Annotated in this window: 23 protein-coding genes; 13 read left to right on the forward strand and 10 right to left on the reverse strand. The window is 65.2% G+C overall.

Translation table 11 applies throughout. The annotated features are described in order from the left end of the window. The first annotated feature begins 4 nt into the window (after positions 1-4). Both AC3A6F_RS04475 and AC3A6F_RS04480 read left to right on the forward strand, forming a co-directional pair. Complete coding sequence (locus AC3A6F_RS04475) at positions 5-379, forward strand: type II secretion system protein (protein WP_487678767.1); 375 nt, start codon at positions 5-7, stop codon at positions 377-379. After that, positions 379-1,017, forward strand: a complete 639-nt coding sequence (locus tag AC3A6F_RS04480; RefSeq protein ID WP_487678768.1) for a type II secretion system protein — start codon at positions 379-381, stop codon at positions 1,015-1,017. Before AC3A6F_RS04475 ends, AC3A6F_RS04480 begins: the two co-directional genes overlap by 1 nt. A 6-nt stretch (positions 1,018-1,023) precedes the next feature. Here the strand turns inward: AC3A6F_RS04480 and AC3A6F_RS04485 are convergent, their stop codons facing one another. Genes AC3A6F_RS04485 through AC3A6F_RS04495 form a run of 3 tightly spaced genes read right to left on the reverse strand, consistent with a single transcriptional unit; the run spans position 1,024 to position 3,558 of the window. After that, complete coding sequence (locus AC3A6F_RS04485) at positions 1,024-1,656, reverse strand: response regulator (protein ID WP_487678769.1); 633 nt, start codon at positions 1,654-1,656, stop codon at positions 1,024-1,026. Continuing rightward, complete coding sequence (locus tag AC3A6F_RS04490; protein WP_487678770.1) at positions 1,653-2,936, reverse strand: sensor histidine kinase; 1,284 nt, start codon at positions 2,934-2,936, stop codon at positions 1,653-1,655. Before AC3A6F_RS04490 ends, AC3A6F_RS04485 begins: the two co-directional genes overlap by 4 nt. Before the next feature lie 46 nt (positions 2,937-2,982). After that, positions 2,983-3,558, reverse strand: coding sequence for an outer membrane beta-barrel protein (locus tag AC3A6F_RS04495; RefSeq protein ID WP_487678771.1), 576 nt, complete (start codon positions 3,556-3,558; stop codon positions 2,983-2,985). A gap of 249 nt (positions 3,559-3,807) precedes the next feature. Here AC3A6F_RS04495 and AC3A6F_RS04500 point away from each other — a divergent pair, with 249 nt between their 5' ends. Next, positions 3,808-5,868: a protein-disulfide reductase DsbD family protein gene (locus tag AC3A6F_RS04500; RefSeq protein WP_487678772.1), complete on the forward strand. Its 2,061-nt coding sequence runs from the start codon at positions 3,808-3,810 to the stop codon at positions 5,866-5,868. A gap of 23 nt (positions 5,869-5,891) precedes the next feature. Further along, positions 5,892-6,530 carry a redoxin domain-containing protein gene (locus AC3A6F_RS04505; RefSeq protein ID WP_487678773.1) on the forward strand — a complete coding sequence of 213 codons (639 nt, stop codon included), beginning with the start codon at positions 5,892-5,894 and terminating at the stop codon, positions 6,528-6,530. Positions 6,531-6,542: 12 nt separating this feature from the next. Here AC3A6F_RS04505 and murJ read toward each other — a convergent pair whose 3' ends face one another. Next, the gene (gene murJ / locus AC3A6F_RS04510) at positions 6,543-8,099 is read right to left on the reverse strand and encodes a murein biosynthesis integral membrane protein MurJ (RefSeq protein WP_487678774.1); all 1,557 of its coding nucleotides are present in this window, start codon (positions 8,097-8,099) and stop codon (positions 6,543-6,545) included. A 259-nt stretch (positions 8,100-8,358) separates the two neighbouring features. Between murJ and rpsT the strand changes: the two genes are divergently transcribed. Further along, entirely contained in the window at positions 8,359-8,625 is a 267-nt protein-coding gene (gene rpsT, locus AC3A6F_RS04515) for a 30S ribosomal protein S20 (RefSeq protein WP_005669248.1), read from the forward strand. A gap of 448 nt (positions 8,626-9,073) precedes the next feature. Next, positions 9,074-11,305, forward strand: a complete 2,232-nt coding sequence (locus AC3A6F_RS04520; protein WP_487678775.1) for an NADP-dependent isocitrate dehydrogenase — start codon at positions 9,074-9,076, stop codon at positions 11,303-11,305. A gap of 50 nt (positions 11,306-11,355) precedes the next feature. Here AC3A6F_RS04520 and AC3A6F_RS04525 read toward each other — a convergent pair whose 3' ends face one another. Next, positions 11,356-11,901, reverse strand: a complete 546-nt coding sequence (locus AC3A6F_RS04525) for a pseudouridine synthase (RefSeq protein WP_487678776.1) — start codon at positions 11,899-11,901, stop codon at positions 11,356-11,358. A gap of 129 nt (positions 11,902-12,030) precedes the next feature. On the opposite strand from AC3A6F_RS04525, the gene icd reads away from it, so the two are divergent. Both icd and AC3A6F_RS04535 read left to right on the forward strand, forming a co-directional pair. Continuing rightward, positions 12,031-13,284 (forward strand): NADP-dependent isocitrate dehydrogenase, encoded by a 1,254-nt coding sequence (gene icd / locus AC3A6F_RS04530; RefSeq protein WP_487678777.1) that lies wholly within the window; start codon positions 12,031-12,033, stop codon positions 13,282-13,284. 116 nt (positions 13,285-13,400) lie between these two features. Further along, the gene (locus tag AC3A6F_RS04535) at positions 13,401-13,622 is read left to right on the forward strand and encodes a hypothetical protein (RefSeq protein ID WP_487678778.1); all 222 of its coding nucleotides are present in this window, start codon (positions 13,401-13,403) and stop codon (positions 13,620-13,622) included. 52 nt (positions 13,623-13,674) lie between these two features. Here AC3A6F_RS04535 and cspE read toward each other — a convergent pair whose 3' ends face one another. After that, positions 13,675-13,878 (reverse strand): transcription antiterminator/RNA stability regulator CspE, encoded by a 204-nt coding sequence (gene cspE / locus AC3A6F_RS04540; protein WP_005669258.1) that lies wholly within the window; start codon positions 13,876-13,878, stop codon positions 13,675-13,677. A gap of 319 nt (positions 13,879-14,197) precedes the next feature. Between cspE and clpS the strand changes: the two genes are divergently transcribed. From clpS to AC3A6F_RS04555, 3 genes are all read left to right on the forward strand, one after another. Then, the gene (gene clpS, locus AC3A6F_RS04545; protein WP_020653505.1) at positions 14,198-14,500 is read left to right on the forward strand and encodes an ATP-dependent Clp protease adapter ClpS; all 303 of its coding nucleotides are present in this window, start codon (positions 14,198-14,200) and stop codon (positions 14,498-14,500) included. Beyond that, the gene (gene clpA / locus AC3A6F_RS04550) at positions 14,497-16,797 is read left to right on the forward strand and encodes an ATP-dependent Clp protease ATP-binding subunit ClpA (RefSeq protein WP_137175748.1); all 2,301 of its coding nucleotides are present in this window, start codon (positions 14,497-14,499) and stop codon (positions 16,795-16,797) included. The genes clpS and clpA overlap by 4 nt, the downstream gene beginning before the upstream one ends. A 250-nt stretch (positions 16,798-17,047) precedes the next feature. Next, positions 17,048-18,634, forward strand: a complete 1,587-nt coding sequence (locus AC3A6F_RS04555; RefSeq protein WP_487678780.1) for a methyl-accepting chemotaxis protein — start codon at positions 17,048-17,050, stop codon at positions 18,632-18,634. A gap of 126 nt (positions 18,635-18,760) precedes the next feature. Here AC3A6F_RS04555 and AC3A6F_RS04560 read toward each other — a convergent pair whose 3' ends face one another. The 3 genes from AC3A6F_RS04560 to prpR form a co-directional block, all read right to left on the reverse strand. Beyond that, positions 18,761-19,942 (reverse strand): trans-sulfuration enzyme family protein, encoded by a 1,182-nt coding sequence (locus tag AC3A6F_RS04560; protein WP_487678781.1) that lies wholly within the window; start codon positions 19,940-19,942, stop codon positions 18,761-18,763. Further along, on the reverse strand, positions 19,939-21,318 hold the full coding sequence (locus AC3A6F_RS04565; RefSeq protein WP_487678782.1) for a pyridoxal-phosphate dependent enzyme: 1,380 nt from the start codon (positions 21,316-21,318) through the stop codon (positions 19,939-19,941). The genes AC3A6F_RS04560 and AC3A6F_RS04565 overlap by 4 nt, the downstream gene beginning before the upstream one ends. 154 nt (positions 21,319-21,472) lie before the next feature. After that, a complete protein-coding gene (gene prpR, locus AC3A6F_RS04570; protein ID WP_487678783.1) occupies positions 21,473-23,071 on the reverse strand; it encodes a propionate catabolism operon regulatory protein PrpR in 1,599 nt (532 codons plus the stop codon). 164 nt (positions 23,072-23,235) lie between these two features. Here prpR and AC3A6F_RS04575 point away from each other — a divergent pair, with 164 nt between their 5' ends. Together AC3A6F_RS04575 and AC3A6F_RS04580 are read left to right on the forward strand one after the other, a co-directional pair. Further along, positions 23,236-23,547: a DUF485 domain-containing protein gene (locus AC3A6F_RS04575; RefSeq protein WP_487678784.1), complete on the forward strand. Its 312-nt coding sequence runs from the start codon at positions 23,236-23,238 to the stop codon at positions 23,545-23,547. Further along, on the forward strand, positions 23,544-25,202 hold the full coding sequence (locus AC3A6F_RS04580) for a cation acetate symporter (RefSeq protein ID WP_487678785.1): 1,659 nt from the start codon (positions 23,544-23,546) through the stop codon (positions 25,200-25,202). The genes AC3A6F_RS04575 and AC3A6F_RS04580 overlap by 4 nt, the downstream gene beginning before the upstream one ends. A 49-nt stretch (positions 25,203-25,251) precedes the next feature. Here the strand turns inward: AC3A6F_RS04580 and AC3A6F_RS04585 are convergent, their stop codons facing one another. Next, positions 25,252-25,578 carry an antibiotic biosynthesis monooxygenase family protein gene (locus AC3A6F_RS04585; RefSeq protein ID WP_487678786.1) on the reverse strand — a complete coding sequence of 109 codons (327 nt, stop codon included), beginning with the start codon at positions 25,576-25,578 and terminating at the stop codon, positions 25,252-25,254. Between the last annotated feature and the right edge of the window lie 12 nt (positions 25,579-25,590).

Here is a 25,590-nt window from a genome sequence, read left to right on the forward strand (position 1 = left end):
CCCGATGAAAACCGCGCGCGGCTTCACGCTGATCGAACTGCTGGTGGTGCTGGGCATCGTGGCCCTGCTGCTGACGCTCGCCGTGCCGCGCTTCTTCCCCAGCATCGACGGCGCGAAGGAAACCATCCTGGCCGACAACCTGCGCAATACGCGCGCCGTGGTCGACCAGTACCGCTCCGACACCGGACGCTATCCCGAATCGCTCGAACAACTGGTCGAGCAAAAATACCTGCGCGAGATCCCGCTCGACCCGGTGACCGAAAGCCGCGAGACCTGGGTATTGGAGGCGCCGCAGGACGGCGAGCAGGGGGGCTTTTCCAACCTGCGCAGCGGCGCGCCCGGCAACGACCGGCGCGGGCGTCCCTACCTGGAATGGTGATGCGTGCGCGGCGCCAGGCCGGCTTCACCTATCTCGGCCTGATCATCTTTGTGGCCATCATCGGCCTGGTGGGCGCGGCCACGCTCAAGATCGGATCGCTCCTGCAGCGCGCCGCGGCCGAAGAAGAATTGCTGGAAATCGGCGCCGCCTTCAGCGCCGCGCTGGACAGCTACGCCGCGGCCACGCCGCGCGGCGGCTCGCCGTATCCGCCGTCGCTGGCCGAACTGCTGAAGGACCCGCGTTCGCCCGCCGTGCGGCGCCACCTGCGCAAGGTCTACGTCGATCCGCTGACCGGCAAGGCCGAGTGGGGCATCGTCTACCTGGGCGACGGCGAGACGGGCGTGGTCGCCTTCCACAGCCTGTCCAACGCCAGGCCGCTCAAGATTGCGAATTTCGACAGCCGCTTCAAGGGGCTGGACAACAAGGAGAAGATTTCGGAGTGGCGCTTCAGCGCGGGCGAGCGCAGCCTGGCGCCTGCCGTCGCAACGACGCAGTCCGGTGGGCCGGGCGCGCAGCCGGCGCCGGTCGTCCCGCAGCCGGCGCCGGTCGTGACGCCGCCGCCCGATCCCGATCCCGAGCCCGATCCAGAACCCGAGCCTGAACCCGAACCGGCGGAAGAGGCTGCGTCGCCCGCCTAGGCAACGTCAGATGAGTTCGAGCTCGATGCCGCGCAGGACCGCGCGCACGCGGTCGCGTACGCCCAGCTTGGACAGGATGCTCGACACGTGGTTCTTGACCGTGCCCTCGCTCACGCCGAGGGCTGCGCCGATCTCGGCGTTACTGAGCCCGCCGGCGATCAGGGCGAGGATCTCGATCTCGCGGCGCGTCAGGACGGCGGCATCGGCGGACGCCGGCGCCGCCTGCGCGCTCTGGTAAGAGGCGCGCACCCGTTCGGTCAGGCCGGGCCGGAACAGGGTGGCGCCGGCGGCCACGGATCGCACGCCTTCCGCCAGCCGTTCCAGCGAAATGTCCTTCAGCAGGAAGCCGCGCGCGCCCGCGCGCATTGCCTCCAGCAGCGCTTCGTCGTCGTCGAACGTCGTCAGCATGATCGTGGGCGGAAGCTGGGCGGGCGGACGGCGCAGCAATTCGAGCCCGTCGCAGCCGGGCATGCGCACGTCGAGCAGCAGCAGGTCGAGGCTGTGCATGGCCAGCATCGCGCGCGCCGCTTCGCCGTCCGCCGCTTCCGCGACCACGCGGATGTCGTCGGTCAGATCCAGCAAGCCACGGATGCCGCTGCGCACCAGGGTCTGGTCGTCGACCAGGCCGACGCGGATCATGTCTTGCTCCAGGCCTGCGGCACGCGCATCTCCAGCGCGAACCCGTCTGCGCCATGCCTGCAACTGACCGTGCCGCCCAGTTCTGCCAGGCGCTCGCGCATGCCGCGCAGGCCGTTGCCTTCCGCAGCGCCGGGCTTGCCGCAGCCGTCGTCGGACACGCTGGCCACGGTCATGCCGTCGCGCAGCTCGAGAACGATCTCCAGCCGCGTCGCTTGCGCGTGGCGCAGCGTGTTCGTGATGGCTTCCTGGATGCAGCAGAACAGCGCGTGCGCGGCCGGCGTCGGCTGGCACGCGGCTCCGGCGCCGATGCGCAGGTCGACTGTCAGGGCTGGAAGCCCCGCACACAGCATCCGCAAGGCGTGCGCGAGGTCGATCGGACGGTCGTCGCGCGTGCTGGTCACGACGCTGCGCACCTGGGCCAGCAGGTCCTGGCTGACGGTGCGCGCCGTCGGCAGGGCGGGTGGCACGGCGCTGCCGGCCTGGCGCAGCGCCAGGTCGAGATGCAGGTTCAGCGCCGTCAGGTGGTGGCCGATCGTGTCGTGCAGGTCGCGTGCGATGCGCAGCCGCTCGCTCCCACGCACGGTGTCGGCCAGCAGCGACTGGGTGGCCAGCACCTGGGCATGGGCGGCGGCCAGCGCCTGGCGCGTGCGGCGCTCGTACAGGACCAGGCGGCCCACGGCGGCGAAACCGGCGACAAGGACGGCGCGTTCGGCGCACAGGTAAGCCAGCAGCGACCATTGCGGCGGCTGCGCCTGGCGCTGCGCGAGGTCGAGCAGCAGCAGGAGATCGATGCCGGCCCCCAGCAGATACTGGATGGCCAGCCAGGCCAGCGCCGTGCGCAGCGGCAGCAGCATGCCGACCTGTACGGCCACGAGCAGGTGGAAGGGCGTGGAATCGAGCGCCAGCGCGCACGCCATCTGCAGCGCCAGCAGCGCCGCGCGCCGCCGTGGCAAGCGGGCCGCACAGGTTGCGGCGGCGGCCGCCACGGCAATGAGCGCAACCGCCGTCTTCGCGATCGCATAGCACTGGAAGACCGCCTGCCGCTGCCCACCGCCGGTCCACGCCTGCCAATCCTGGATCCCGACGACAGCCGCCAGCGCGGCCAGGCCGATCGGGTTATGCAGCGGCGCCCGGTCCACGCCGGCGCTCAGGACGGCGCCGATGTCGAGGCCCGAGAACAGCAGTGCAGCGGCGAACGCGAACGTCCAGGGAGGGATATGCGGCATGCGGTTGGCGGTGGGCGCGGGCGTCATGGTCGGCAAGGGACGGGGGAGCAGCATTGTCGCAGATGCATTGTGGAAAGTCTGCTCGTTCTTGCCGGCCGCGTCAGAAGCCGAACTGGACGCCGACTTGTGCGCGGTTCTGGACGAAGCGGCGGTTCCCTTCGCGCACGCGACCGTAGTGTTCCAGCTCGGCCGTCAGCGTCACACGGCCGGACACGCGCCAGCCGACGCCCGCCCCCAGCATCGGCTTGACGCCGGTCACGCGGAAGTCCTGTGCGCCGACGCCGGACAGTTCGAAGCGGTTGCGCGCCACGCCGAGCTTGGCGAACAGGTCGACCGATGCCCCGACGGCGACCGTGCCGCGCAGCGCCGCATAAAAGGCGCTCATGTCGGCGCGCGGATCGGTGGCGGCGCCGAAGCGCGCGCCGTCGAACCGGAGCTTGCCCGTCGTGCCGGCATAACCACCCTCGATGGCGAAGCGCCGGTTCAGTGCGTAGCCGGCATAGCCCTTGAACGCGACGACGTCGTTGTCCTGTTTGATCCGCTGGCCGTCGCCGTTCTTGATGCTGCCCTTCGAGGGCCCGAGGGCGAGGCCGATGTAGCCGCGCTCCTGGGCTTGCGCGGCGCCTGCGCCAGCGAGGATGACGATAATGGCGGCGGCATGGACGATCTTTTGCATGGTTGTTTTTCCGGTTCTGGTTGAATTGCGGCGCCCCCGAGGCGCTGCGAGTGGGGCGATTATCGGAAACCGGGCCAGGGTGCGCATGTGCCGAAAGTCAGGATGCCGCCCACTGTCTTTACAGTGTGCATGGCGATTGCCCGGGGACGCAGGAACGTGTTAGTTTTGTCACCGACCGTCGGACCTACTCATCTACCACTCATGCCCGGATCTTTTCCAACCGCCGCCTGGTCTTCCTGGCGCACCTTGATGGCAGCACTGTTGCTCGTATTGACGCCGGCGATGTCCATGGCGACCGAGAGCAATGTGCAGCAAAGCCCGCGCGCCACGGTGTCGCTGGTGAGCGAGTACGCCGCCGTGAGCCCGGGCCAGCAATTGCGCATCGGCCTGCGCCAGCGCCTGGCGCCGCACTGGCATACCTACTGGAAGAATCCGGGCGATGCCGGCTCGCCGCCGAGCATCGCGTTCAAGGCGCCGGACGGCGCCACGGTGGGCGAGATCGCCTGGCCGGGTCCAGACCGCTTCATCATCGGTCCGGTCGCCAGCTATGGCTACGAAAACGAGATCGTGTTCCCGATGGCACTGACGGTGCCGCGGGATGCGCGGCCCGGCAGCCAGCTGGTGCTCGAGGCCGATGCCGATTGGGTGGTGTGCGAGAAGGAGTGCATTCCCGAGGAAGGCAAGTTCCGCCTGTCCTTGCCGGTGGAAGCGGGCGCCCGTCCAGCCGGCGACGAGGTCCTGGCCGCGTTCAGGAGCGCCGACGCGCGCCAGCCGCAGCCATCGCCGTGGCGCGCCTCGGTGAGCGCCGGCGAAGCGACCCTGCAACTGGCGGTCGAGGGCGAAGGCATCTCGCCGGCCTCCGTTCAATCGGCCCTGTATTTCCCGGACAGCTGGGGCGTCGTCGACCATGTGGCGGACCAGGTCCTGACAGTGGAAGAGGGCAGGCTGTCGCTGGCGACGACCAGGGGCCAGGGCTACACGCCCGGGCCATCCGCCGGCCTGCTGGCGATCACCGACGGCGGCGGACAGAAGCGCTGGTTCGCGCTCGAGCTCACGCCGGCGGCCGCCAATCCCGCACCTGCCACCGGGGCGCCGGCCACGCTGCCCTTGTGGCAGATGGCCTTGTTCGCCTTCCTGGGCGGCCTGATCCTGAACCTGATGCCCTGCGTATTCCCGGTGCTGGCGATCAAGGCCACGGCGGTGGCCGGTATGTCGGGCGGCGACCGGCGCGAGGTGCGGCTGTCCGGCCTGTTCTACACCCTCGGCGTGCTGGCCGCCTTCATGGCGCTGGCAATGGCCCTGCTGGCCGTGCGTCTAGGGGGCAGCGCGGTCGGCTGGGGCTTCCAGTTCCAGTCGCCGCTGTTCGTGGCGGCGATGTCCTGGCTGATGCTGGCGATTGGCCTGAACCTGTCGGGCGTGTACGAGATCGGCGGCGCGCTGGCTGGCGCGGGCCAGGGCCTCGCGCAGAAGAAGGGCCACGCAGGCAGCTTCTTCACCGGCCTGCTGGCGGTGGTGGTGGCCACGCCGTGCACCGCGCCGTTCATGGGCGCCGCGATCGGCTCGGCGCTGGTCGCGCCCGCCTATGTCAGCCTGGTCGTGTTCGCGACGATGGGCCTCGGCCTGGCCCTGCCGTTCCTGTTACTTGGCATCTTCCCTGCCGTCGCCCGGCGCCTGCCGCGGCCCGGCGCGTGGATGGTGACCCTGCGCCAGGCGATGGCCTTCCCGATGTATGCGACCGCCGCCTGGCTGCTGTGGGTGCTGGCCCAGCAGGCGGGGGAGGCCGGCCTGCGCATGGCGCTGGCGGGGCTGGTGCTGGTAGGCCTGGTGGCCTGGCTGGTGGGTTTGGGCCAGCATGGGACCAGGAAGCGCTGGTGGCCGCGCGGCGCGGCAGTGGCCGGCGTGGCCGGGATTGCCGGCTTGATGGTCATGCTGCATGGCGCCGAGCCGCAGGCCGCCGCAGCCCCTGCGCAATCCACGCAGGCCGAACCCTATAGCGCCGAGCGCCTGGCCGTCTTGCGCGCCGAAGGCAAGCCGGTGTTCGTCAACATGACCGCCGCCTGGTGCATCACCTGCCTGGTCAACGAGCGCACGACCTTGTCGACGGCCGCCGTGCGAGAGGCGATGCGCGAACACGATGTGGTCTACATGAAGGGCGACTGGACCAACCGCGATCCCGCCATCACCGCATTTTTACAATCGTTCCAGCGCGACGGCCTGCCATTCTATGCCTTCTATCCGGCCGGGAAGGAGCCGGTGGTCCTGCCGCCGGTGCTGACCCAGGCCATCGTCACCGAGTCGTTCGAGCACTAACCATTCTTTTACAAGGAGATGTCATGAAAGCTTCCCCACGTCGCGCCATGCTGCGCACCACGGTATCGATGGCTGCCCTGTTGCTGGGCGCGGCCGTAACCGCGCCTGCGGCGCTGGCCGCGCCAGTCGTCGGCCAGCCGGCGCCCGCCTTCACGGCGATCGACAGCAAGGGCAAGCAGCACAAGCTGGCCGACTACAAGGGCAAGGTCGTGGTGCTGGAATGGACCAACCACGATTGCCCTTACGTGAAGAAGCACTACCAGGCAAACATCCCCGCCCTGCAGAAGCAGGCGCAGGATGCGGGCGTGGTCTGGTTGAGCGTGATCTCGTCGGCGCCGGGCGAGCAGGGCTTCGTCGAAGGCAAGAAGGCCGACGAGCTGACGGCCAGCCGCAATGCCGCGCCAAGCGCCGTGCTGCTCGACCCGCAAGGCACGGTCGGCAAGGCCTACGATGCGCGCACCACGCCGCATATGTACGTGATCGACGCCAAGGGCGTGCTGCGCTACGCGGGCGGCATCGACAGTATCGCCTCGGCCAAGCTGGAAGACATCGAGAAGGCCAGCCCGCTGTTCAAGACCGCAATGGAAGCGGTCGTAAAGGGCCAGAACGTGGCCCAGGCCACCACCCGTCCTTACGGCTGCAACGTCAAGTACAAGTCCTGAGCGCGGACCATCTCAGGCTGCGCGGCGCCGGAAGTCGCGCGGCCTGAAGCCCAGCACCGCCAGCACGGCGAAATAGGCGAGGGCGCAGGCGCCGATGATGCCGAGCAGGGCGCCGATGCGCAAGCCAGGGGTTGCCTTCATCGCCGCCCAGTCGAATTGCGCCTGGCCGAACCAGGCTAGAAGCCCCATCACGCCGACCGCGACGGCCAGCTTGATGAAGAATGCCAGCCAGCCCGGCTGCGGCGTGTAGATGCCGCGCCGGCGCAGGCCCACGTACAGGCAGGTGGCGTTGATGCAGGCGCCCAGGCCGATCGACAGGGCCAGGCCCGCCACGCCCAGGTCGAGCCAGAACACGAACAGCACGTTCATCAGCTGGGTGGCGAACAACACCATGATCGCGATGCGCACCGGGGTCTTGACGTCCTGGCGCGCATAGAAGGCGGGCGCCAGGATTTTGACGAGGATGATGCCGAGCAGGCCGGCGCTGTAGGCCATCAGTGGCATGGCCGAATTGGCCAGCGCCGCATCGTCGAATTTACCGTAGTGGAAGAGGGTGGCGATCATCGGCTCGGCCAGGGTCGCCATGCCCACCGCTGCCGGCAGCGCCAGCAGGAAGGTCAGGCGCAGGCCCCAGTTGAGCAGCGCCGCGTATTCCTCGGTATTGCCTTCGCTATTGGCTTTCGACAGCGATGGCAGCAGGATGGTGCCCAGCGCCACGCCCAGCATCGCGGTCGGGAATTCCATCAGGCGGTCGGCATACTGCAGGGCCGAGACGGCGCCGGCCGCGAGGCTGGCGGCGATGCCGGTATTGATCAAGAGGCTGATCTGGGCGGCCGACACCGCGAACACGGCCGGGCCCATCTTTCTCAGCATGCGCCGCACGCCGGCGTCGCGCAGGCCGTGCATCGGGTTGAGCGAAATGCGCGGCAGCATGCCGATCTTGACCAGGGACGGGATCTGGATCGCCACCTGCAGCAGGCCGCCGACGCAGACCGCGATCGCCATTGCATAGATCGGCTGCTCCAGGTAGTTGACCAGCACCAGCGAGGCGAAGATGAAGGACAGGTTGAGCAAGACAGGGGTAAAAGCAGGCACCTTGAACTGGCGCCAGGTATTGAGGATGCCGCCGGCCAGCGCCACGAAGGACATGCAGGCGATATACGGGAACATCATCTGCGTCATGATCACCGAGGCGTTGTAGGCGCCGGGTGTCTCGCGCAGGTCTCCGGCGAGCAGGGTGATCAGGAGCGGGGCGCCGACGATGCCGACGATGCTGGTCAGCACCGTGGCCCAGATCAGGGCGGTGGCGACGTGGTCGACCAGGGTCTTGGTGGCCCCTTCGCCGTGCTGGGTTTTGTATTCCGACAAGATCGGCACGAAGGCCTGCGAGAACGCGCCCTCGGCGAACAGCCGGCGCAGCAGGTTCGGCAGGCGGAAGGCGATGATGAAGGCGTCGGTATAGGCCGAGGCGCCGAAGGCGCGCGCGAACAGGCTTTCGCGCAGCAGTCCGGTGACGCGCGACAGCATGGTCATGCTGGAAATGGCGGCGAGGGTTCTGAGCAGGTTCATGGCGCAAGATTATACTTGGGCAACTGGTCGGAATCGGCGACGTTTCGACGTACTGCGCAATACTCCCGGGAGGGCGGTAAACCGACAATCTTTGAATTATGAATTGCTCGGAATTGAAACCTTCGCTATAATCGTGGGCTGTACTGAATTCTGTTAGCAGACACTAATCGTTGGGCAGGCACCGCATCGCTAACCCCGGCGCCAGTTTGACCGTCGCTAATGTTTGCAAACGCAACTTGACCCCGATTTAGGAAATTCCATGGCAAATACCGCACAAGCGCGCAAACGCGCTCGTCAAGCAGTTAAGCAAAACGCACACAACTCGTCGCAGCGTTCGACCCTGCGCACCGCAATCAAGGCCGTCCGCAAAGCCATCCAGGCTGGCGACAAGGCAGCTGCGACCACCATCTTCCAGCAATCCGTGTCGAAGATCGACAGCATCGCTGACAAGAAGATCATCCACAAGAACAAGGCAGCGCGTCACAAGAGCCGCCTGGCTGCAGCCCTGAAAGCACTGTCGGCTTAATACGCCGTTTGCGACGCGGCCTTCGGGCCGCGACGGCAAAGTTCTGTGCAGTTGGAAAGACCCGCCCGACTTCGGTCCTGGCGGGTTTTTTTGCTTGGCGCTTTATTTTCCTCGCTGCGGCCCTTCGAACTTGTCGAACGCTTAAAAACTGGTATCCCACGCAAAGCTCGGGCATAATATGGCGCGTCTTATGTCTTATAGAAGACTTCGGCGCCAGGCCGCGACGCGGGAGGGGTGGCCCTGATCACTCCTTTGCGATCTGCCCATCCCGGGTTGGGAGGGGTAGAATGTCCGGCATCAGCGCGGTGCGCCAAGGCGGAGCGCCAAGGCGGAGCGCCAAGGCGGAGCGCCAAGGCGGAGCGCCAAGGCGGAGCGCCATAGTCTTGCCTGTGGCCAATTGTCAGTTTTATACTCGCGACAGCGTTCGCGACTACCGAGGAAAATGTGCATGAGCAGTGATCAGACCATCATCTACACCCTGACCGACGAGGCGCCGCTGCTGGCGACCCACGCCTTCCTGCCTGTGGTCAGCACCTTCACCAAGCCGGCCGGCATCACGGTCGAGGCCAGCGACATCTCGGTCGCGGCCCGTATCCTGGCCGCCTTCCCGGAGAACCTGACTCCGGAACAGCGCGTGCCCGACGCGCTGGCCGAACTGGGCAAGAAGACGCTCACGCCGGAAGCCAACATCATCAAGCTGCCGAACATCAGCGCCTCGGTCACCCAGCTGACCACCGCGATCAAGGAACTGCAGGACAAGGGCTACAACATCCCCGACTACCCGGCCGATCCGAAGACGGACGAAGAAAAAACCATCAAGGCCAAGTACGGCAAGTGCATCGGCTCGGCGGTGAACCCGGTCCTGCGCGAAGGTAACTCGGACCGCCGCGCACCGCGCGCCGTCAAGGAATACGCACGCAAGAACCCGCACTCGATGCAGCCATGGTCGCAGGCCTCGCGCACCCACGTCTCGCACATGACCCACGGCGACTTCTACCACGGCGAAAAGTCGATGACCCTCGACGCGGCGCGCGAAGTCAAGATGGAACTGGTCACCAACAGCGGCCAGACCATTGTTTTGAAGCCGAAGGTCGCCCTGCAGGCCGGCGAGATCATCGATTCGATGTTCATGAGCCGCAAGGCCCTGCTGGACTTCTACGAAGCCCAGATCGAAGACGCGCACCAGACCGGCATGCTGTTCTCGCTGCACGTCAAGGCGACCATGATGAAGGTCTCGCACCCGATCGTGTTCGGCCACTGTGTGCGCATGTTCTACAAGGATGCTTTCGCCAAGCACGGCGCCCTGTTCGACAGCCTCGGCATCAATGTCAACAACGGCATGGCCGACCTGTACAACAAGATCGCCGACCTGCCGTCGTCGCAGCGCGAAGAAATCATCCGCGACCTGCACGCCTGCCAGGAACACCGTCCTGAACTGGCCATGGTCGACTCGGCCAAGGGCATCACCAACTTCCACTCGCCGAACGACGTGATCGTCGACGCGTCGATGCCGGCGATGATCCGCGCCGGCGGCAAGATGTATGGCGCCGATGGCCGCCTGAAAGAAGTGAAAGCCGTCATCCCGGAAAGCACCTTCGCCCGCATCTACCAGGAGATCATCAACTTCTGCAAATGGCATGGCGCTTTCGATCCGAAGACCATGGGCACCGTGCCGAACGTCGGCCTGATGGCCCAGCAAGCCGAAGAATACGGCTCGCACGACAAGACCTTCGAGATCCCTGAGGATGGCGTGGCCAACATCACCGACCTCGCCACCGGCGAAGTCTTGATGAGCCAGAACGTCGAGCAGGGCGATATCTGGCGCATGTGCCAGGTCAAGGACGCGCCGATCCGCGACTGGGTCAAGCTGGCCGTGACCCGCGCCCGCAACTCGGGCATGCCGACCGTGTTCTGGCTCGACCCGTACCGTCCGCACGAGAATGAGCTGATCAAGAAGGTCAAGGTCTACCTGAAGGATCACGACACCAGCGGCCTGGACATCCAGATCATGTCGCAAGTGCGCGCGATGCGCTACACCCTGGAGCGCGTCAAGCGCGGCCTGGACACCATCTCGGTGACCGGCAACATCCTGCGCGACTACCTGACCGACCTGTTCCCGATCATGGAACTGGGCACGTCCGCCAAGATGCTGTCGATCGTGCCGCTGATGGCCGGTGGCGGCATGTACGAGACCGGCGCCGGCGGTTCGGCACCGAAGCACGTGCAGCAGCTGGTCGAGGAAAACCACCTGCGCTGGGATTCGCTGGGCGAGTTCCTGGCCCTGGCCGTCTCGCTGGAAGACCTCGGCATCAAGACCGGCAACAACAAGGCCAAGGTGCTGGCCAAGACCCTGGACTCGGCCACCGGCAAGCTGCTGGACAACCGCAAGTCGCCATCGCCGAAGACCGGCGAACTCGACAACCGCGGCAGCCAGTTCTACCTGTCGATGTACTGGGCGCAAGAGCTTGCCGCGCAGACCGAGGATGCCGAACTGGCCGCCAAGTTCGCGCCGCTGGCCAAAGAGCTGGGCGAGAGCGAAGCCAAGATCGTCGCCGAACTGCTGGAAGTGCAGGGCAAGCCGGCCGACATCGGCGGCTACTACAAGCTGGACGAAGCCAAGGTGGGCGCCGTGATGCGTCCGAGCGCGACCTTCAACGCTGCGCTGCAATCGCTGGCGTAATCCGGAGCGCCAATAAAAAACCCGCCGTACCGTGAGGTCGGCGGGTTTTTTTACATCCTTACCTCGGTATATTCCCCGGGCATCAATGGGTGCGTCGCCAGCGAAAACGGCCCGATACTGCTGCGCACCAGGCGCAGGGTAGGCAAGCCCACCGCCGCCGTCATCCGCCGCACCTGCCGGTTCTTGCCTTCTTCAAGCGTGACCGCGATCCATGCGGTGGGCTTGTCCTGGCGCGCGCGGATCGGCGGATTGCGCGGCCACAGCCATTCGGGTTCGGCGATGCGCACCGCGCGACAAGGCTTGGTGACGAAGTCGCCCAGGTCGAGCGGGGCCTGCAGCCGCGCCAGCGCGGCGGCATCGGGCACGCCATCGACCTGCACCAGATAGGTCTTGGCTTCCTTGAGGTCGGGGTGGGCGATCTTGTGCTGCAGCTTGCCGTCGTCGGTCAGCAGCATCAGGCCCTCGCTGTCGGCGTCCAGCCGGCCGGCGGGATAGATGCCTGGGATGTCGAGATAATCGGCCAGCGATTCGCGGCCCTCCTGCGGCGAGAATTGGCACAGGACCTGGAATGGCTTGTTAAAGAGAATCAGGGGCATGGGAAGGCGTGTGAGCGGATGAGGATAGCTGAGGCATAATGCAGGGCACGCCGATGTCTCGTGGCGGCATGCCGGGCGTCATTGTAAGCGAGTTCGCCCCGCCGGCCGCCGCCCTAAATGGAGGAATGGATGGTCCAGCATATCACCGTCCCGGCCGCTGGCCGGAAGATCGCCGTCAACGCCGACTTCACCCTGAACGTCCCGGACAATCCGGTCATTCCCTATATCGAGGGCGACGGCACCGGCGTGGACATCACGCCGGTCATGATCAGGGTGGTCGATGCGGCGGTGGACAAGGCCTACGGTGGCGCACGCAAGATCAGCTGGATGGAAATCTTTGCCGGCGAGAAGGCGACGAAGCGCTACGGCGCCGACACCTGGCTGCCGGACGAGACGCTCGCCGTGCTGAGGGACTACGTGGTCTCGATCAAGGGTCCGTTGACGACCCCGGTGGGCGGCGGCATCCGCTCGCTCAACGTCGCGCTGCGCCAGGAACTCGACCTCTACGTCTGCCTGCGTCCGGTGCGTTACTTTGCCGGCGTGCCGTCGCCGCTCAAGCAGCCGGAAAAGACCGATATGGTCATCTTCCGCGAGAATTCCGAAGACATCTACGCCGGCATCGAATGGGAAGCCGGCTCCGAAGGCGCGAAGAAGCTGATCGCCTTCCTCTCCGAGGAAATGGGCGTGAGCAAGATCCGCTTCCCGGACACCTCGGGGCTGGGCATCAAGCCGGTCTCGCGCGAAGGGACCGAGCGCCTGGTGCGCAAGGCCATCCAATACGCCATGGACAATGACAAGCCTTCGGTGACCCTGGTCCACAAGGGCAATATCATGAAGTACACCGAGGGCGCGTTCCGCGACTGGGGTTACGCGCTGGCGCAACAGGAATTCGGCGCCGAGCTGTTCGATGGCGGGCCGTGGTGCAGGATCAAAAATCCGAAGACAGGGCGCGACATCATGATCAAGGATTCGATCGCCGACGCCTTCCTGCAGCAGATCCTGCTGCGTCCGGCGGAATACAGCGTGATCGCCACGCTGAACCTGAATGGCGACTATATCTCGGACGCGCTGGCGGCCCAGGTTGGCGGCATCGGCATCGCGCCGGGAGCGAATATGTCCGATTCCGTGGCGATGTTCGAAGCCACCCACGGCACGGCGCCCAAATACGCGGGCAAGGATTATGTGAATCCGGGTTCGCTGATCCTGTCGGCCGAGATGATGTTGCGCCATATGGGCTGGAGCGAGGCGGCCGAACTGATTATCTCGGCGATGGGCCGGGCGATCGTCTCGAAGACCGTGACCTATGATTTTGCGCGCCTGATGGAAGGGGCGACCCAGGTGTCGTGTTCGGGATTCGGCGAGGCCATGATCGACAACATGTAGGCGTCATTTGAATCGCATAAGGAGGGACTGGGAGCGAAGAATCAATCACGCAAGCCAGATACGAGAAAATCGGACGTTTTATTGATGCTTTCCAGCGGCATGCCGATCCGGAGCGCTTGCGCGCGGCGGCCGCAACCGCTGAATTGGCGCCCGACCTCGCCGAACGTGCGGCGTCGCTGGTGCGCCGTTATGACGAAGCGCTGGAGGCGCTGCAGCGCAACAGCCCGCAAACCATGCCCGATTCGGTTGACGACGATCAGCTCAATGCAATTCTCGCCGACGCGGAGGCTTTCGTACGGGAGAGTGGCTGGACGCAGGAAGATAAACCAGGCCAATAGTCGAAAAAAAACCCCGCATGCGCGGGGTTCCTTGCTTCCGGGAGGGGAGAGATTACAGACCCTGGATGTTGGAAGCTTGCTTGCCTTTAGGGCCTTGCGTGACTTCGAATTGAACTTTTTGACCTTCTTTGAGGGTCTTAAAACCGTTCATGTTGATCGCGGAGAAGTGAGCAAACAGATCCTCGCCGCCGTCATCAGGAGTGATGAAGCCAAAACCTTTGGAATCATTGAACCACTTAACAGTACCAGTTGCCATAAAAGAACTTTCAAATTTAACAAATCACACGAGCCATAAAAGCAAGAAGCTTCTTGCCCCCTCCTCAGCCTTGCTCACTTCTTATCAACAAGTACATAAGTACAATGTCAATAACTGCATTGTTGGTGGAATAATCACTGAAGTCAAGCGCTTTTACGTGCCTATTGCCAAATATTTCAGGCCTAAGCCGTCCACGCTCTTGATTTACTCAATCGGAACGCCATCTGCGCAAATATCCGAAAACGCGTAAGATGGAAACACCAGAAAACGAGCTGATGTTTACGCTTGGCACCAACCTCGGAAGTATTAGAATAACCCCATGGCAACGAAGCACGATACTGAACAGCTGCTTGAGCGGCAGACCGTCAAACCGCCTCCGCTGTACCAGGTGGCGCTACTGAACGATGACTACACGCCGATGGAGTTCGTGGTCGCCGTGATCCAGGAATACTTCAACAAGGATCGCGAAACCGCAACCCAGATCATGCTCTCTGTTCACCGTCATGGTAAGGGTGTGTGTGGGGTGTTTTCCAAAGATATAGCGTGTACCAAAGTGGAGTTTGTCTTAACGCATGCGCGCAAGGCCGGGCACCCCCTGCAGTGCGTGATGGAGGAAGTATGATTGCGCAGGAACTTGAAGTATCCCTACACATGGCCTTTGTCGAGGCTCGCCAGGCACGTCACGAGTTCATCACCGTGGAACACCTGCTGCTCGCGCTCCTCGATAATCCATCGGCCGCCGAAGTCCTGCGTGCGTGCGCGGTCAATATCGAAGACCTGCGCAAGACCTTGACTAATTTTATCGGTGATAACACCCCGACCGTGCCTGGCACGGGCGAGGTCGACACCCAGCCGACGCTCGGTTTCCAGCGCGTGATCCAGCGCGCGATCATGCACGTGCAGTCGGCCTCGAACGGCAAGAAAGAAGTGACCGGCGCGAATGTGCTGGTCGCGATCTTCGGCGAGAAGGATTCGCACGCCGTCTACTACCTGCACCAGCAGGGCGTGACCCGTCTCGACGTCGTCAACTTCATCTCGCATGGCGTGCGCAAGGACCAGCAGATGGACACCCAGAAGGCGTCCGAAGGCGTGGAAGAAGCGCAGGTCGAAGGCCAGGCCAAAGAGTCGCCGCTGGACCAGTTCACCCAGAACCTGAACAAGGCGGCCGCCGACGGCAAGATCGATCCGCTGATCGGGCGCGAGGAAGAAGTCGACCGCGTGATCCAGATCCTGTGCCGTCGCCGCAAGAACAACCCGCTGCTGGTGGGCGAAGCTGGCGTGGGCAAGACCGCGATCGCCGAAGGCCTGGCCTGGCGCATCGTGCAGGAAGACGTGCCCGAGATCCTGCAGAACGCCGTCGTGTTCTCGCTCGACATGGGCGCGCTGCTGGCCGGCACCAAGTACCGCGGCGATTTCGAGCAGCGCCTGAAGGCCGTGCTCAAGCAGATCAAGGATACGCCGAACGGCATCCTGTTCATCGACGAGATCCACACGATCATCGGCGCCGGCTCGGCCTCGGGCGGCACGCTCGACGCCTCGAACCTGCTCAAGCCGGCACTGGCCAATGGCCAACTGAAGTGCATCGGCGCGACCACGTTCACCGAATTCCGCGGCGTGTTCGAGAAAGACCATGCACTGTCGCGCCGGTTCCAGAAAGTCGACGTCAACGAACCGACGGTCGAGCAGACCGTGGCGATCCTGCGCGGCCTGAAGTCGCGCTTCGAAGAGCACCATGGCGTGAAATACTCGGCGTCGGCGCTGTCGACCGCGGCCGAGCTGGCGGCGCGCTTCATCAACGACCGTCATCTGCCAGATAAAGCGATCGACGTGATCGACGAAGCCGGCGCGGCCCAGCGCATCCTGCCGAAGTCGAAGCAGAAGAAAACCATCGGCAAGACCGAGATCGAGGACATCATCGCGAAGATCGCGCGGATTCCGCCGCAAACGGTCAACCAGGACGACCGCAGCAAGCTGCAGACGATCGACCGCGACCTGCGCAACGTCGTGTTTGGGCAAGACCCCGCGATCGAGGCGCTGTCGGCCGCGATCAAGATGGCGCGCGCTGGCCTGGGCAAGACCGACAAGCCGATCGGCTCCTTCCTGTTCTCCGGTCCGACCGGCGTCGGCAAGACCGAGGTGGCCAAGCAGCTGGCCTTCATCCTGGGCATCGAGCTGGTGCGCTTCGACATGTCCGAGTACATGGAGCGTCACGCCGTGTCGCGCCTGATCGGCGCGCCGCCGGGCTATGTCGGCTTCGACCAGGGCGGCCTGCTGACCGAGGCCATCACCAAGAAGCCGCACACCGTGCTGCTGCTGGACGAGATCGAGAAGGCCCATCCGGACATCTTCAACATCCTGTTGCAGGTGATGGACCATGGCACCCTGACCGACAACAACGGCCGCAAGGCGGATTTCCGCAACGTGATCATCGTGATGACCACCAATGCGGGCGCCGAAAGCCTGACCAAGCGTTCGCTGGGCTTCCTCGATTCGAAGGCGGCTGGCGACGAGATGGCCGACATCAAGCGCATGTTCACGCCGGAGTTCCGCAACCGCCTGGACGCGATCATCAGCTTCCGCGCGCTGGACGAGGACATCATCCTGCGCGTGGTCGACAAGTTCCTGATGCAGCTCGAAGAGCAGTTGCATGAGAAGAAGGTGGAAGCGATCTTCACCGAGAAACTGCGCAAGTTCCTCGGCACCAAGGGCTTCGACCCGGCGATGGGCGCGCGTCCGATGTCGCGCCTGATCCAGGACATGATCCGCAAGGCGCTTGCCGACGAGCTGCTGTTCGGCCGCCTGACCAACGGCGGCCGCGTGACGGTCGACCTGAACGAGAAGGACGACGTGGTCCTCGAGTTCCCGGAAGGCGACGCACTGCCGCCACCGGCGCCGGCGGAGACGGTCGAGATCGAGTAAGGACGGCGCCGCAAGGCGCTCTCGACAAGAAGCCCGCGCACCCAGTGCCGCGGGCTTTTTTTTCGCGCATCGATGCGCGATGGCGCACTTCGCTCGCTCTGAGTGGCATGCCTTTTATTTAACTTAGTTATTTTTACCTCAAAACTCTTTGCAAAGAACCATGGTAATTCTTGAAATGTGAGTTCATGACTGTGTCATATAACATTTCTAGAATGCACGCATCGTTGTCCCACCTCATCACGGACTACCCATGCGACTCCCACAGCTCAACACCTCCGCCAAGCTCATCGGCGCCTTCGGCATCCTCTCCCTCGTCATCGTGATCATTGCCGCCGTCGCGGTATGGCGCATGCACGCGGCAGATGTCATCACCTCCAACCTGGTCGACGACAAGCTGGCCAAGCAGCAGCTGGTGTCCGACCTGCTCGGCATCGAGCGCCTGAACGGTTCGCGCACCGTCTCGATCGCGCGCAGCGACAGCCTGGAACTGGCCGACTACTTCCAGGCCCAGCTGGCGGAAGGGCGCAAGAACATCGCCGCCATCGAGGAGAAACTGGCCAAGCTTCCGGTGTCGGAGCGCGAGCGCGCGATGCTGCAGGATGCGGCCCGCCATAAGGCCGCGCTGGGGACCGTCCAGGAAGCGCTGTTCAAGGCCAAGGACCTGGGACAGACCGGCCTGGTCGAGGAAATCCTGACCAGGCAATGGGAACCGGGCTACAAGGCCAAGGTCGGCGCGTTCGAATCCTTGCTCGCCTACGAGAGCAGCGAGGCGCACCGCCTGGCCGACGAAACGACCGCCGCGTCGAGCTTCAGCAAGATCCTGCTGCTGGCCCTTGGTGGCGCGGCGCTGCTGGTGGGCGCGGGCCTGGCCTGGCTTCTCAGCCGCAACCTGGTGGTGCCGCTGCAGCAGGCCGCGATGCTGGCCGAGCAAGTGGCCCACGGCGACCTGCGGCCGACCATCAGCCACCAGCGCAGCGACGAGATCGGCCGCCTGTTCGACGCCCTCAACGGCATGACCCACGGCGTCTCGAATACCGTGTCGCAGGTGCTGGTCGGCGCCCAGGCGATCGACTCGGCCTCGAACGAGATCGCCGAAGGCAACCAGGATCTGTCGAACCGTACCGAGCGCCAGGCCGACGCGCTGCGCCAGACCGTGAGCGCAATGGATGAATTGAGCGAGGCGATCGCCAGCAACAACGCCAATGCGAAGAACGCCAATGCCCTGGCCCAGACCGCGTCCGGCGTGGCCACCGAAGGCGCGCGGGCGGTCGAGCAGCTGGTGGCGCGCATGGGAGCGATCAAGGCCTCCGCCGCGCGCATCGTGGACATCACCGGCATGATCGACAGCATCGCCTTCCAGACCAATATCCTGGCGCTGAACGCGGCGGTGGAAGCGGCGCGCGCCGGCAGCGAAGGCCGCGGCTTTGCCGTCGTGGCCAGCGAGGTGCGCAACCTGGCCCAGCACTCGGCCGGGGCGGCCAAGGAAATCAAGAAGCTGATCGGCGAGTCGTCGAGCGAGATCGAGGCCGGCACCGGCATGGCCGAATCGGCCGGCTCGACCATGCGCGCCATGCTGCAGCACGTGCACGAGGTGGCCGGCATCCTCGGTCAGATCCACACCGCCAGCGCGGGCCAGGCCGATGGCGTCACCCAGGTCAGCAAGTCGATCGCCGAGATCGACATGTCGACCCAGCAGAACGCGGCGATGGTGGAAGAAGCCGCGGCGGCAGCGGCCTCGATGCGCCAGCAGGCGGCGGAGCTGTCGGCGCTGGTGGCGACGTTCAAGTTGCGCAGCGTGCTGGCCGCGCCTGCGGCTCAGCCTCTGCTGGCAGCGTAGGGTTGGCGGCTTCGCCGCCGACGCGGTGATGGTTGACTGCGCGATCATCCGGCTCGATATCGGAGCCGGTAACGATCACCGCGTCGGCGGCAGAGCCGGCTGCGCGCCCCGGCCAACCCTACGTGCTCAGATCGCCGCCAACGCGCGGCGCAGATCCTCACGCTGGTCGTCGATATGCTCGATGCCCACCGACAGGCGAATGAGTCCATCGCCGATGCCGAGTTCTGCACGCTGCTCCGGCGGAATGGTGGCGTGGGTCATCAGGGCCGGATGCTCGATCAGGCTTTCCACGCCGCCCAGGCTCTCGGCCAGGGTGAACACCTCGCAGGCCTCCAGGAAGCGGCGCGCGCCGGCGATGTCGGTGTCGAGGTCGATCGACACGATGCCGCCGTAGCCATGCATCTGGTGGCGCGCCAGCGCGTGCTGGGGATGCGATTCCAGGCCCGGGTAGTACACCTTTGCTACGCGCGGCTGCTGCTCGAGCCAGCTGGCCAGCAGCAGGGCGTTGGCGTTGCTGCGCTCGACGCGCAGGGCCAGCGTCTTGATCCCGCGTAGTACGAGGAAGCTGTCGAACGGGCCCTGGATGGCGCCCACCGCGTTCTGGATGAAGCCGAGCTTTTCGGCCAGGCCGGTCTGGGCGTCGCCGGCGCCGACCACGGCCACGCCGCCGATCACGTCCGAGTGGCCGTTCATGTATTTGGTGGTGGAGTGCACCACGATGTCGAAGCCGTGTTCCAGCGGGCGCTGGTTGATCGGGCTGGCGAAGGTGTTGTCGCACACGCTGATGATGCCGCGCGCGTGGCAGATGCCCGCGATGGCCGTCAGGTCGGCCAGCTTGAGCATCGGATTGGTCGGGGTCTCGACCCATACCATGCGCGTCTCGGGCTTGATGGCGGCGGCCAGCGCGTCGGGGTCGGACAGGTCGACGTAGCTGAACGACAGGCCGGCGCTGTCGCGGCGCACGCGCTCGAACAGGCGGTAGGTGCCGCCATACATATCGTCGCCGGCCACGATGTGCGAGCCGGCGGGCAGCAGTTCGAGCACCGCCGCAATGGCAGCCAGCCCGGAAGCGAAGGCGAAGGCGGCGCGGCCGCCCTCGATATCGGCCACGCAGCGCTCGAGCGCCCAGCGCGTCGGATTGTGCGAGCGGCCGTAGTCGAGGCCCTTGTGCACGCCCGGGCTTTCTTGCCGGAAGGTCGAGGTGGCGAAGATGGGCGGCATCACGGCGCCGGTGGCCGGTTCGGGCGACTGGCCGCCGTGGATGACGCGGGTAGCCAGGTGCCGTTTGAATTCGATTGGATGAGTCAAGACAGGGTCCTTCGCAGATGGTTGAGCAGGTCGTAGCGCGTGATCAGGCCGTAGAAGGTCGGCCCGTCGGCGATGACGGCGGTGAGGCCATGGTCGAGGATCTCGCGCAGCTGGCCCATGCTCGCCGCCGGATGCAGGGTTTGCAGTTCGGACGTCATGGTGCCGGACACCGGCGCATTGAAGCGCGCGGTATCTTGCGTCACCTGGTGCAGCAGGTCGGATTCGTCGATGAGGCCGAGCAGCCGGCCGCCGGCGTCGACCACCGGCAGCTGCTGCAGGTCGCTCGAGCGCATGCGGTTGAAGGCGGTAAGCAGGGTATCGTCGGGCGACAGGGTGATGACTTCACCCAGATCGTGGCGGCGGCCGATCAGGTCGCGCAGGTCGCCTGTCTTGGGCCGTGTGATCAGGCCCTGGTCGACCATCCAGCCGTCGCTGTACACCTTGGACAGGTAGCGGGTGCCGGTGTCGCACACGAAGGTGACCACGCGCCTGGGGCGGGTCTGGGCGCGGCAATAGCGCAGCGCGGCCGCCAGCAGGGTGCCGGTGGACGAACCGGCCAGGATGCCTTCTTGCTGCAGCAGCAGGCGCGCGGTCGAGAAACTCTCTTCGTCGCTGATGGTGTAGGCGGTCTTTACGCGCGACAGGTCGGCGATGCCGGGAATGAAGTCCTCGCCGATGCCCTCGACCGCCCACGAGCCCGCGTGTTGCGAGACGTGGCCGGTCTCGACGTACTCGGCCAGGATCGAGCCTTTCGGGTCGGCCAGGACGAATTCGAGCAGGGGCTGGGTCTTTTTAAAGTAGCGCGACAGGCCGGTGAGGGTGCCGCTCGATCCGACGCCGACCACGATGGCGTCGAGCTTGTGGTTGGTCTGGTCCCAGAGTTCGGGGCCGGTCGTCGTTTCGTGGGCGCGCGGATTGGCGGGATTGTTGAATTGGTCGGCGAACCAGGCGCCGGGGATCTCTTTCGCCAGGCGCGCCGCGTAGTCCTGGTAATACTCGGGATGGCCCTTGCCGACGTCGGAGCGGGTCAGGTGGATTTCGGCGCCGAGCGCCTTCAGGTGCAGGACTTTTTCGGCCGCCATCTTGTCGGGCACGACGAGCACCACGCGGTAGCCCTTGATGCGCGCCACCAGCGCCAGGCCCAGGCCGGTATTGCCGGCCGTGGCCTCGATCACGGTGCCGCCGGGCTGCAGCAGGCCGTCGTGCTCGGCCTGCTCGATCATGGTCTTGCCGATGCGGTCCTTGATGGAGCCGCCGGGGTTCTGCGATTCGAGCTTGAGGAACAGCTGGCAGGGGCCGGTATCGATCCGGGTGACTTCCACCAGCGGGGTATCGCCGATCAGCGAAAACAGTGCAGCTTGCGACGCATGTTGCATATTGCCTCCGTTAGGCCGGCCAGCCGGCGCGGGTAGCGCAAGGGAACCGCGGCGGGCAGGCATGCTACGACGACTGGCGCGGATCGGCGCCAGCTCTGAAGGATCATGATACGAGTTTTTGTCGAGCGCTGCTTTGGAGAAGCTTAAGGTTTTGCTAAGGCCCAGTCTTGAGGCGGCGCCACAAGGTAGTGCGGCTGATCCCGAGGTGCTGCGCGGCAAGATCGCGTTGTCCGCCGAAGCGGGCCAGCACGGCAGCCGCCGTTTCGCGCCCAGGCGCAGGGGAGGGCGCCGTGTCAGGTGATGCTACTTGCCGCCCCAGTTCCGGCGCCACCGACAGCATGAAAGCCGGCGTCAACGCCTGCAGCGGCTCGGCCGCCAGGAACAAGGCGACCCGTTCCATCAGGTTGCGCAGCTCGCGCACATTGCCCGGCCAGGCATAGGAAGCGAGCAGGGGCGCGCAAGCGTTGACCTCGGCCGCCAGGTTCGGATGCGGGCGCGCATCGAGCGCGGCCAGTGCATGCTTGAGCGACCATTCGGCCAGCGGCGCGATGTCCTGCGCGCGGGCGCGCAGCGGCGGCAAGGCCAGGCGCAGCACCGCCAGCCGATAGAACAGGTCGGCCCGAAAACGTCCCTCGCGCACCCGTGCTTCGAGGTCGCAATGGGTGGCGCTGATCACGCGCACGTCGATCGGCACCGGGCGCGTGCCGCCGACCCGCATCACCTCGCGCTCTTCCAGCACGCGCAGCAGGCGGGTCTGCAGGGCCAGCGGCATTTCTCCGATCTCGTCCAGGAACAGGGTGCCGCCGTTGGCGGCCTCGAACAGGCCGGCATGGCCGCCGCGGCGCGCGCCGGTGAACGCGCCTTCCTCGTGGCCGAACAGCTCAGATTCCAATAACGACTCGGCGATCGCGCCGCAGTTCACCGCCACGAAGGGACGGTTGGCGCCGCGGCGCGGGCTCTCGCGGTGGATCGCCTGGGCCACCAGTTCCTTGCCGCTGCCGGTCTCGCCCTCGATCAGGACGGTGCTGGGCGAACGCGCATACAGCACCACGGTCTGGCGCAGGCGCTCCATCGCGGGCGAGTCGCCGCGCAAGTCGTTCATGCCGCGGCGCGCGCGTTGCTCATTGGGCTTGCGCCGCCCGCGCCCGGCCTCGAGCCGGGTCAGGCGCGCCAGCTCCAGTGCGTCGTCGAAGGCCTGGCGGATCGAGGCCGCCGAATACAGGAATACACCGGTCAGCCCGGCTTCCTCTGCCAGGTCGGTGATCAATCCCGCGCCGACGATCACGGCGATGCCCTCGGCCTTGAGCTCGTGCACTGCGGCGCGCGCATCCTCGCGCGTGACGTAGGTGCGCTGGGCCAGGTCGAGGCCGAAGGTAGCGGCGAAGTCGCCCAGTTCCGGCAGCGGCGCCTGGTAGCTGATCACGCCGATCCGGCTCGAGACCCGGCGCGCCCGCGCCAGCGCCTTGAGCACGTCGAAGCCGCTGGCCTTGGCCGCCACCACCGGCACCGACACCCGTCCCTTGAGCCAGGCGGCATTCGAGCCGGCCGCGATGACTACGTCACAGTGCTCAGTAGCCAGGCGCTCGCGGATATGTTTCGCAGCCTCGTCAAAACCAAGATGCAGCGGTTCGATCAAAGCTAGATGGTCGTATTCGACGGTAATGTCGCGGAACAGGTCGGACAGGCGCGAGACGGAGACGGTCCAGATGACGGGCTTGTCGCCGGCGTCGAGCGGGGAGCGGGGTGCATTCATGTTTCAAGTTTAGTGCATTTTTCAGTGCGGAGTTTCAATTTGAAACGCCACGGCGTAATCGAACGAACGGTCAATTACTTTTATGCCGTAAGAATCCGGTAAGGGGCTGCCCGTAGGATGGGTCTCAGCCGCAAAGGCAACACCAGAAAAATCAGGAGACAAAAGTGGATCAAGACGTCGTACAAAGGGTCAAGAGCGACCCGAATTACCAAAAGCTCAAAGAGACCCGTTCCAAGTTCGGCTGGACGCTGACCTGGGCCATGATGATCGTGTACTACGGCTTCACGCTGCTGGTCGCCTTCAACAAGGAATTCATGGGTTCCCGCATCGGCGACGGTGTCATGACCTGGGGCATTCCCCTGGGCCTGTTCGTCATCATCTTCACCGTCGTCATCACTGGCATCTACGTGCGCCGCGCCAACCGCGATTACGATGAGCTGAGCGACGCCATCAAAGCGAAAGTGGGTGCCGCATGAGCCGCGTCCATACCTCGGTCGCGCTGGCCCTGCTGGCAGCTGCCGGCATCGCCCACGCCGCCCCCGACCTCGGCCAGGGCGTCAAGCAGGCCACCAACTGGACCGCGATCATCATGTTCGCGGTGTTCGTGGTCGGCACCCTGTTCATCACCAAATGGGCTGCCGCCAAGACCCGCTCGGCGTCCGACTTCTATACCGCCGGCGGCGGCATCACCGGTTTCCAGAACGGCCTGGCGATCGCGGGCGACTTCATGTCGGCCGCCTCCTTCCTGGGTATTTCCGCCGCCGTGTTCCTGGACGGCTTCGACGGCCTGATCTATGCGATCGGCTTCCTGGTCGGCTGGCCCGTCATCACCTTCCTGATGGCCGAGCGCCTGCGCAACCTGGGCCGCTTCACCTTCGCCGACGTGGCGTCGTACCGCTTCGCCCAGAAGCCGATCCGCGTGTTCGCGGCATCCGGCACCCTGGTCGTGGTGGCCTTCTACCTGATCGCGCAGATGGTCGGCGCCGGCCAGCTGATCAAGCTGCTGTTCGGCCTGGACTACTGGATCGCGGTGGTGCTGGTCGGCGCCCTGATGATGGTCTACGTGCTGTTCGGCGGCATGACCGCCACCACCTGGGTGCAGATCATCAAGGCCGTGCTGCTGCTGTCGGGCGCCTCGTTCATGGCGTTCTCGGTGCTGGCCCAGTACAACTTCAGCCCGTCGCAACTGTTCCAGACCGCGACCGAACTGCACGCCAAGGGCGACGCCATCATGGGCCCGGGCAGCTTCATCAAGGATCCGATTTCCGCGATATCGTTCGGCATGGCGCTGATGTTCGGCACCGCCGGCCTGCCGCACATCCTGATGCGCTTCTTCACCGTCCCGAGCGCCAAGGAAGCACGTAAATCGGTGCTGTGGGCCACCACCTGGATCGGCTACTTCTACATCCTGACCTTCATCATCGGCTTCGGCGCGATCGTGCTGGTCGGCACCAACCCGGCCTTCAAGGACGCTGCCGGTGCACTGCTGGGCGGTAACAATATGGCGGCAGTCCACCTGGCGCAAGCCGTGGGCGGCGATGTGTTCCTGGGCTTCATCTCGGCCGTGGCCTTCGCGACCATCCTGGCGGTGGTGGCCGGCCTGACCCTGTCGGGCGCCTCGGCGGTGTCGCATGACCTGTACGCCACCGTGTTCAAGAAGGGCCAGGCAACCAGCGCCAACGAGCTGAAAGTGTCGAAGATCACCACCATCTGCCTCGGCATCATCGCCGTGCTGCTGGGTATCGCCTTCGAAAAGCAGAACGTCGCCTTCATGGTGTCGCTGGCCTTTGCGATCGCCGCGTCGGCCAACTTCCCGGTGCTGTTCATGTCGGTGCTGTGGAAAGACTGCACCACCCGCGGCGCCACCGTGGGCGGCTTCCTGGGCCTGGCGACCGCTGTCATCCTGACCGTGCTGTCGAAATCGGTGTGGGTCGATGTGCTGGGCAACGGCGCCGCGATCTTCCCGTACGCTTCGCCGGCGATCTTCTCGATGGCAATCGGCTTCTTCGGTATCTGGATCTTCTCGATCACCGACAAGGGCCCACGTGCCCGCATCGACCGCGCCGGCTTCGAGGCGCAGGAAGTGCGCGCCGAGACCGGTATCGGTGCGGCGGGTGCGTCGGCGCACTAAACCGACCTTAAGCAGGTAGAAGGGGCGGCCTTTGAAAGCCGCCCTTTTTTTATTTCGCTGCCGTCGCATCCCACGGCCCGATGGAAAAGGCCGCACCTTCGATGTGGCGGACGGCGGGCTCGCCCGCGAGAAAGTCCTGCAAGCCCGCCATGAACATCTGGTGGTCGTCGCTCGTTTCGAAGTTCGGGGTGTGATCTTCCAGCGTCTGCCAGCGCACGATGAGCGTGAACTGTTGCGGCAGCTCGACCCCGGGCGCCAGCAAATGGCCCCGATAGCCCTTTGCGCGGGTGAGCAGATGAGCGACATCGGCAAATGCATGTCTGAACGCGTCGGTGCGATCGGGCCGGACGAGCAGGGTGGCGATTTCGTAAACCATGATATTCCTTTC

It is taken from the genome of Massilia sp. Soil_C_3 (genome assembly GCF_057657035.1).

Excerpts from the sequence above, each read along its gene's own strand:
- AC3A6F_RS04475 (WP_487678767.1), top strand. The coding sequence starts at position 5 with ATGAAAACCGCGCGCGGCTTCACGCTGATCGAACTGCTGGTGGTGCTG.
- AC3A6F_RS04480 (WP_487678768.1), top strand. The coding sequence starts at position 379 with ATGCGTGCGCGGCGCCAGGCCGGCTTCACCTATCTCGGCCTGATCATC.
- AC3A6F_RS04485 (WP_487678769.1), bottom strand. The coding sequence starts at position 1,656 with ATGATCCGCGTCGGCCTGGTCGACGACCAGACCCTGGTGCGCAGCGGC.
- AC3A6F_RS04490 (WP_487678770.1), bottom strand. The coding sequence starts at position 2,936 with ATGCTGCTCCCCCGTCCCTTGCCGACCATGACGCCCGCGCCCACCGCC.
- AC3A6F_RS04495 (WP_487678771.1), bottom strand. The coding sequence starts at position 3,558 with ATGCAAAAGATCGTCCATGCCGCCGCCATTATCGTCATCCTCGCTGGC.
- AC3A6F_RS04500 (WP_487678772.1), top strand. The coding sequence starts at position 3,808 with ATGGCAGCACTGTTGCTCGTATTGACGCCGGCGATGTCCATGGCGACC.
- AC3A6F_RS04505 (WP_487678773.1), top strand. The coding sequence starts at position 5,892 with ATGAAAGCTTCCCCACGTCGCGCCATGCTGCGCACCACGGTATCGATG.
- murJ (WP_487678774.1), bottom strand. The coding sequence starts at position 8,099 with ATGAACCTGCTCAGAACCCTCGCCGCCATTTCCAGCATGACCATGCTG.
- rpsT (WP_005669248.1), top strand. The coding sequence starts at position 8,359 with ATGGCAAATACCGCACAAGCGCGCAAACGCGCTCGTCAAGCAGTTAAG.
- AC3A6F_RS04520 (WP_487678775.1), top strand. The coding sequence starts at position 9,074 with ATGAGCAGTGATCAGACCATCATCTACACCCTGACCGACGAGGCGCCG.
- AC3A6F_RS04525 (WP_487678776.1), bottom strand. The coding sequence starts at position 11,901 with ATGCCCCTGATTCTCTTTAACAAGCCATTCCAGGTCCTGTGCCAATTC.
- icd (WP_487678777.1), top strand. The coding sequence starts at position 12,031 with ATGGTCCAGCATATCACCGTCCCGGCCGCTGGCCGGAAGATCGCCGTC.
- cspE (WP_005669258.1), bottom strand. The coding sequence starts at position 13,878 with ATGGCAACTGGTACTGTTAAGTGGTTCAATGATTCCAAAGGTTTTGGC.
- clpS (WP_020653505.1), top strand. The coding sequence starts at position 14,198 with ATGGCAACGAAGCACGATACTGAACAGCTGCTTGAGCGGCAGACCGTC.
- clpA (WP_137175748.1), top strand. The coding sequence starts at position 14,497 with ATGATTGCGCAGGAACTTGAAGTATCCCTACACATGGCCTTTGTCGAG.
- AC3A6F_RS04555 (WP_487678780.1), top strand. The coding sequence starts at position 17,048 with ATGCGACTCCCACAGCTCAACACCTCCGCCAAGCTCATCGGCGCCTTC.
- AC3A6F_RS04565 (WP_487678782.1), bottom strand. The coding sequence starts at position 21,318 with ATGCAACATGCGTCGCAAGCTGCACTGTTTTCGCTGATCGGCGATACC.
- prpR (WP_487678783.1), bottom strand. The coding sequence starts at position 23,071 with ATGAATGCACCCCGCTCCCCGCTCGACGCCGGCGACAAGCCCGTCATC.
- AC3A6F_RS04580 (WP_487678785.1), top strand. The coding sequence starts at position 23,544 with ATGAGCCGCGTCCATACCTCGGTCGCGCTGGCCCTGCTGGCAGCTGCC.
- AC3A6F_RS04585 (WP_487678786.1), bottom strand. The coding sequence starts at position 25,578 with ATGGTTTACGAAATCGCCACCCTGCTCGTCCGGCCCGATCGCACCGAC.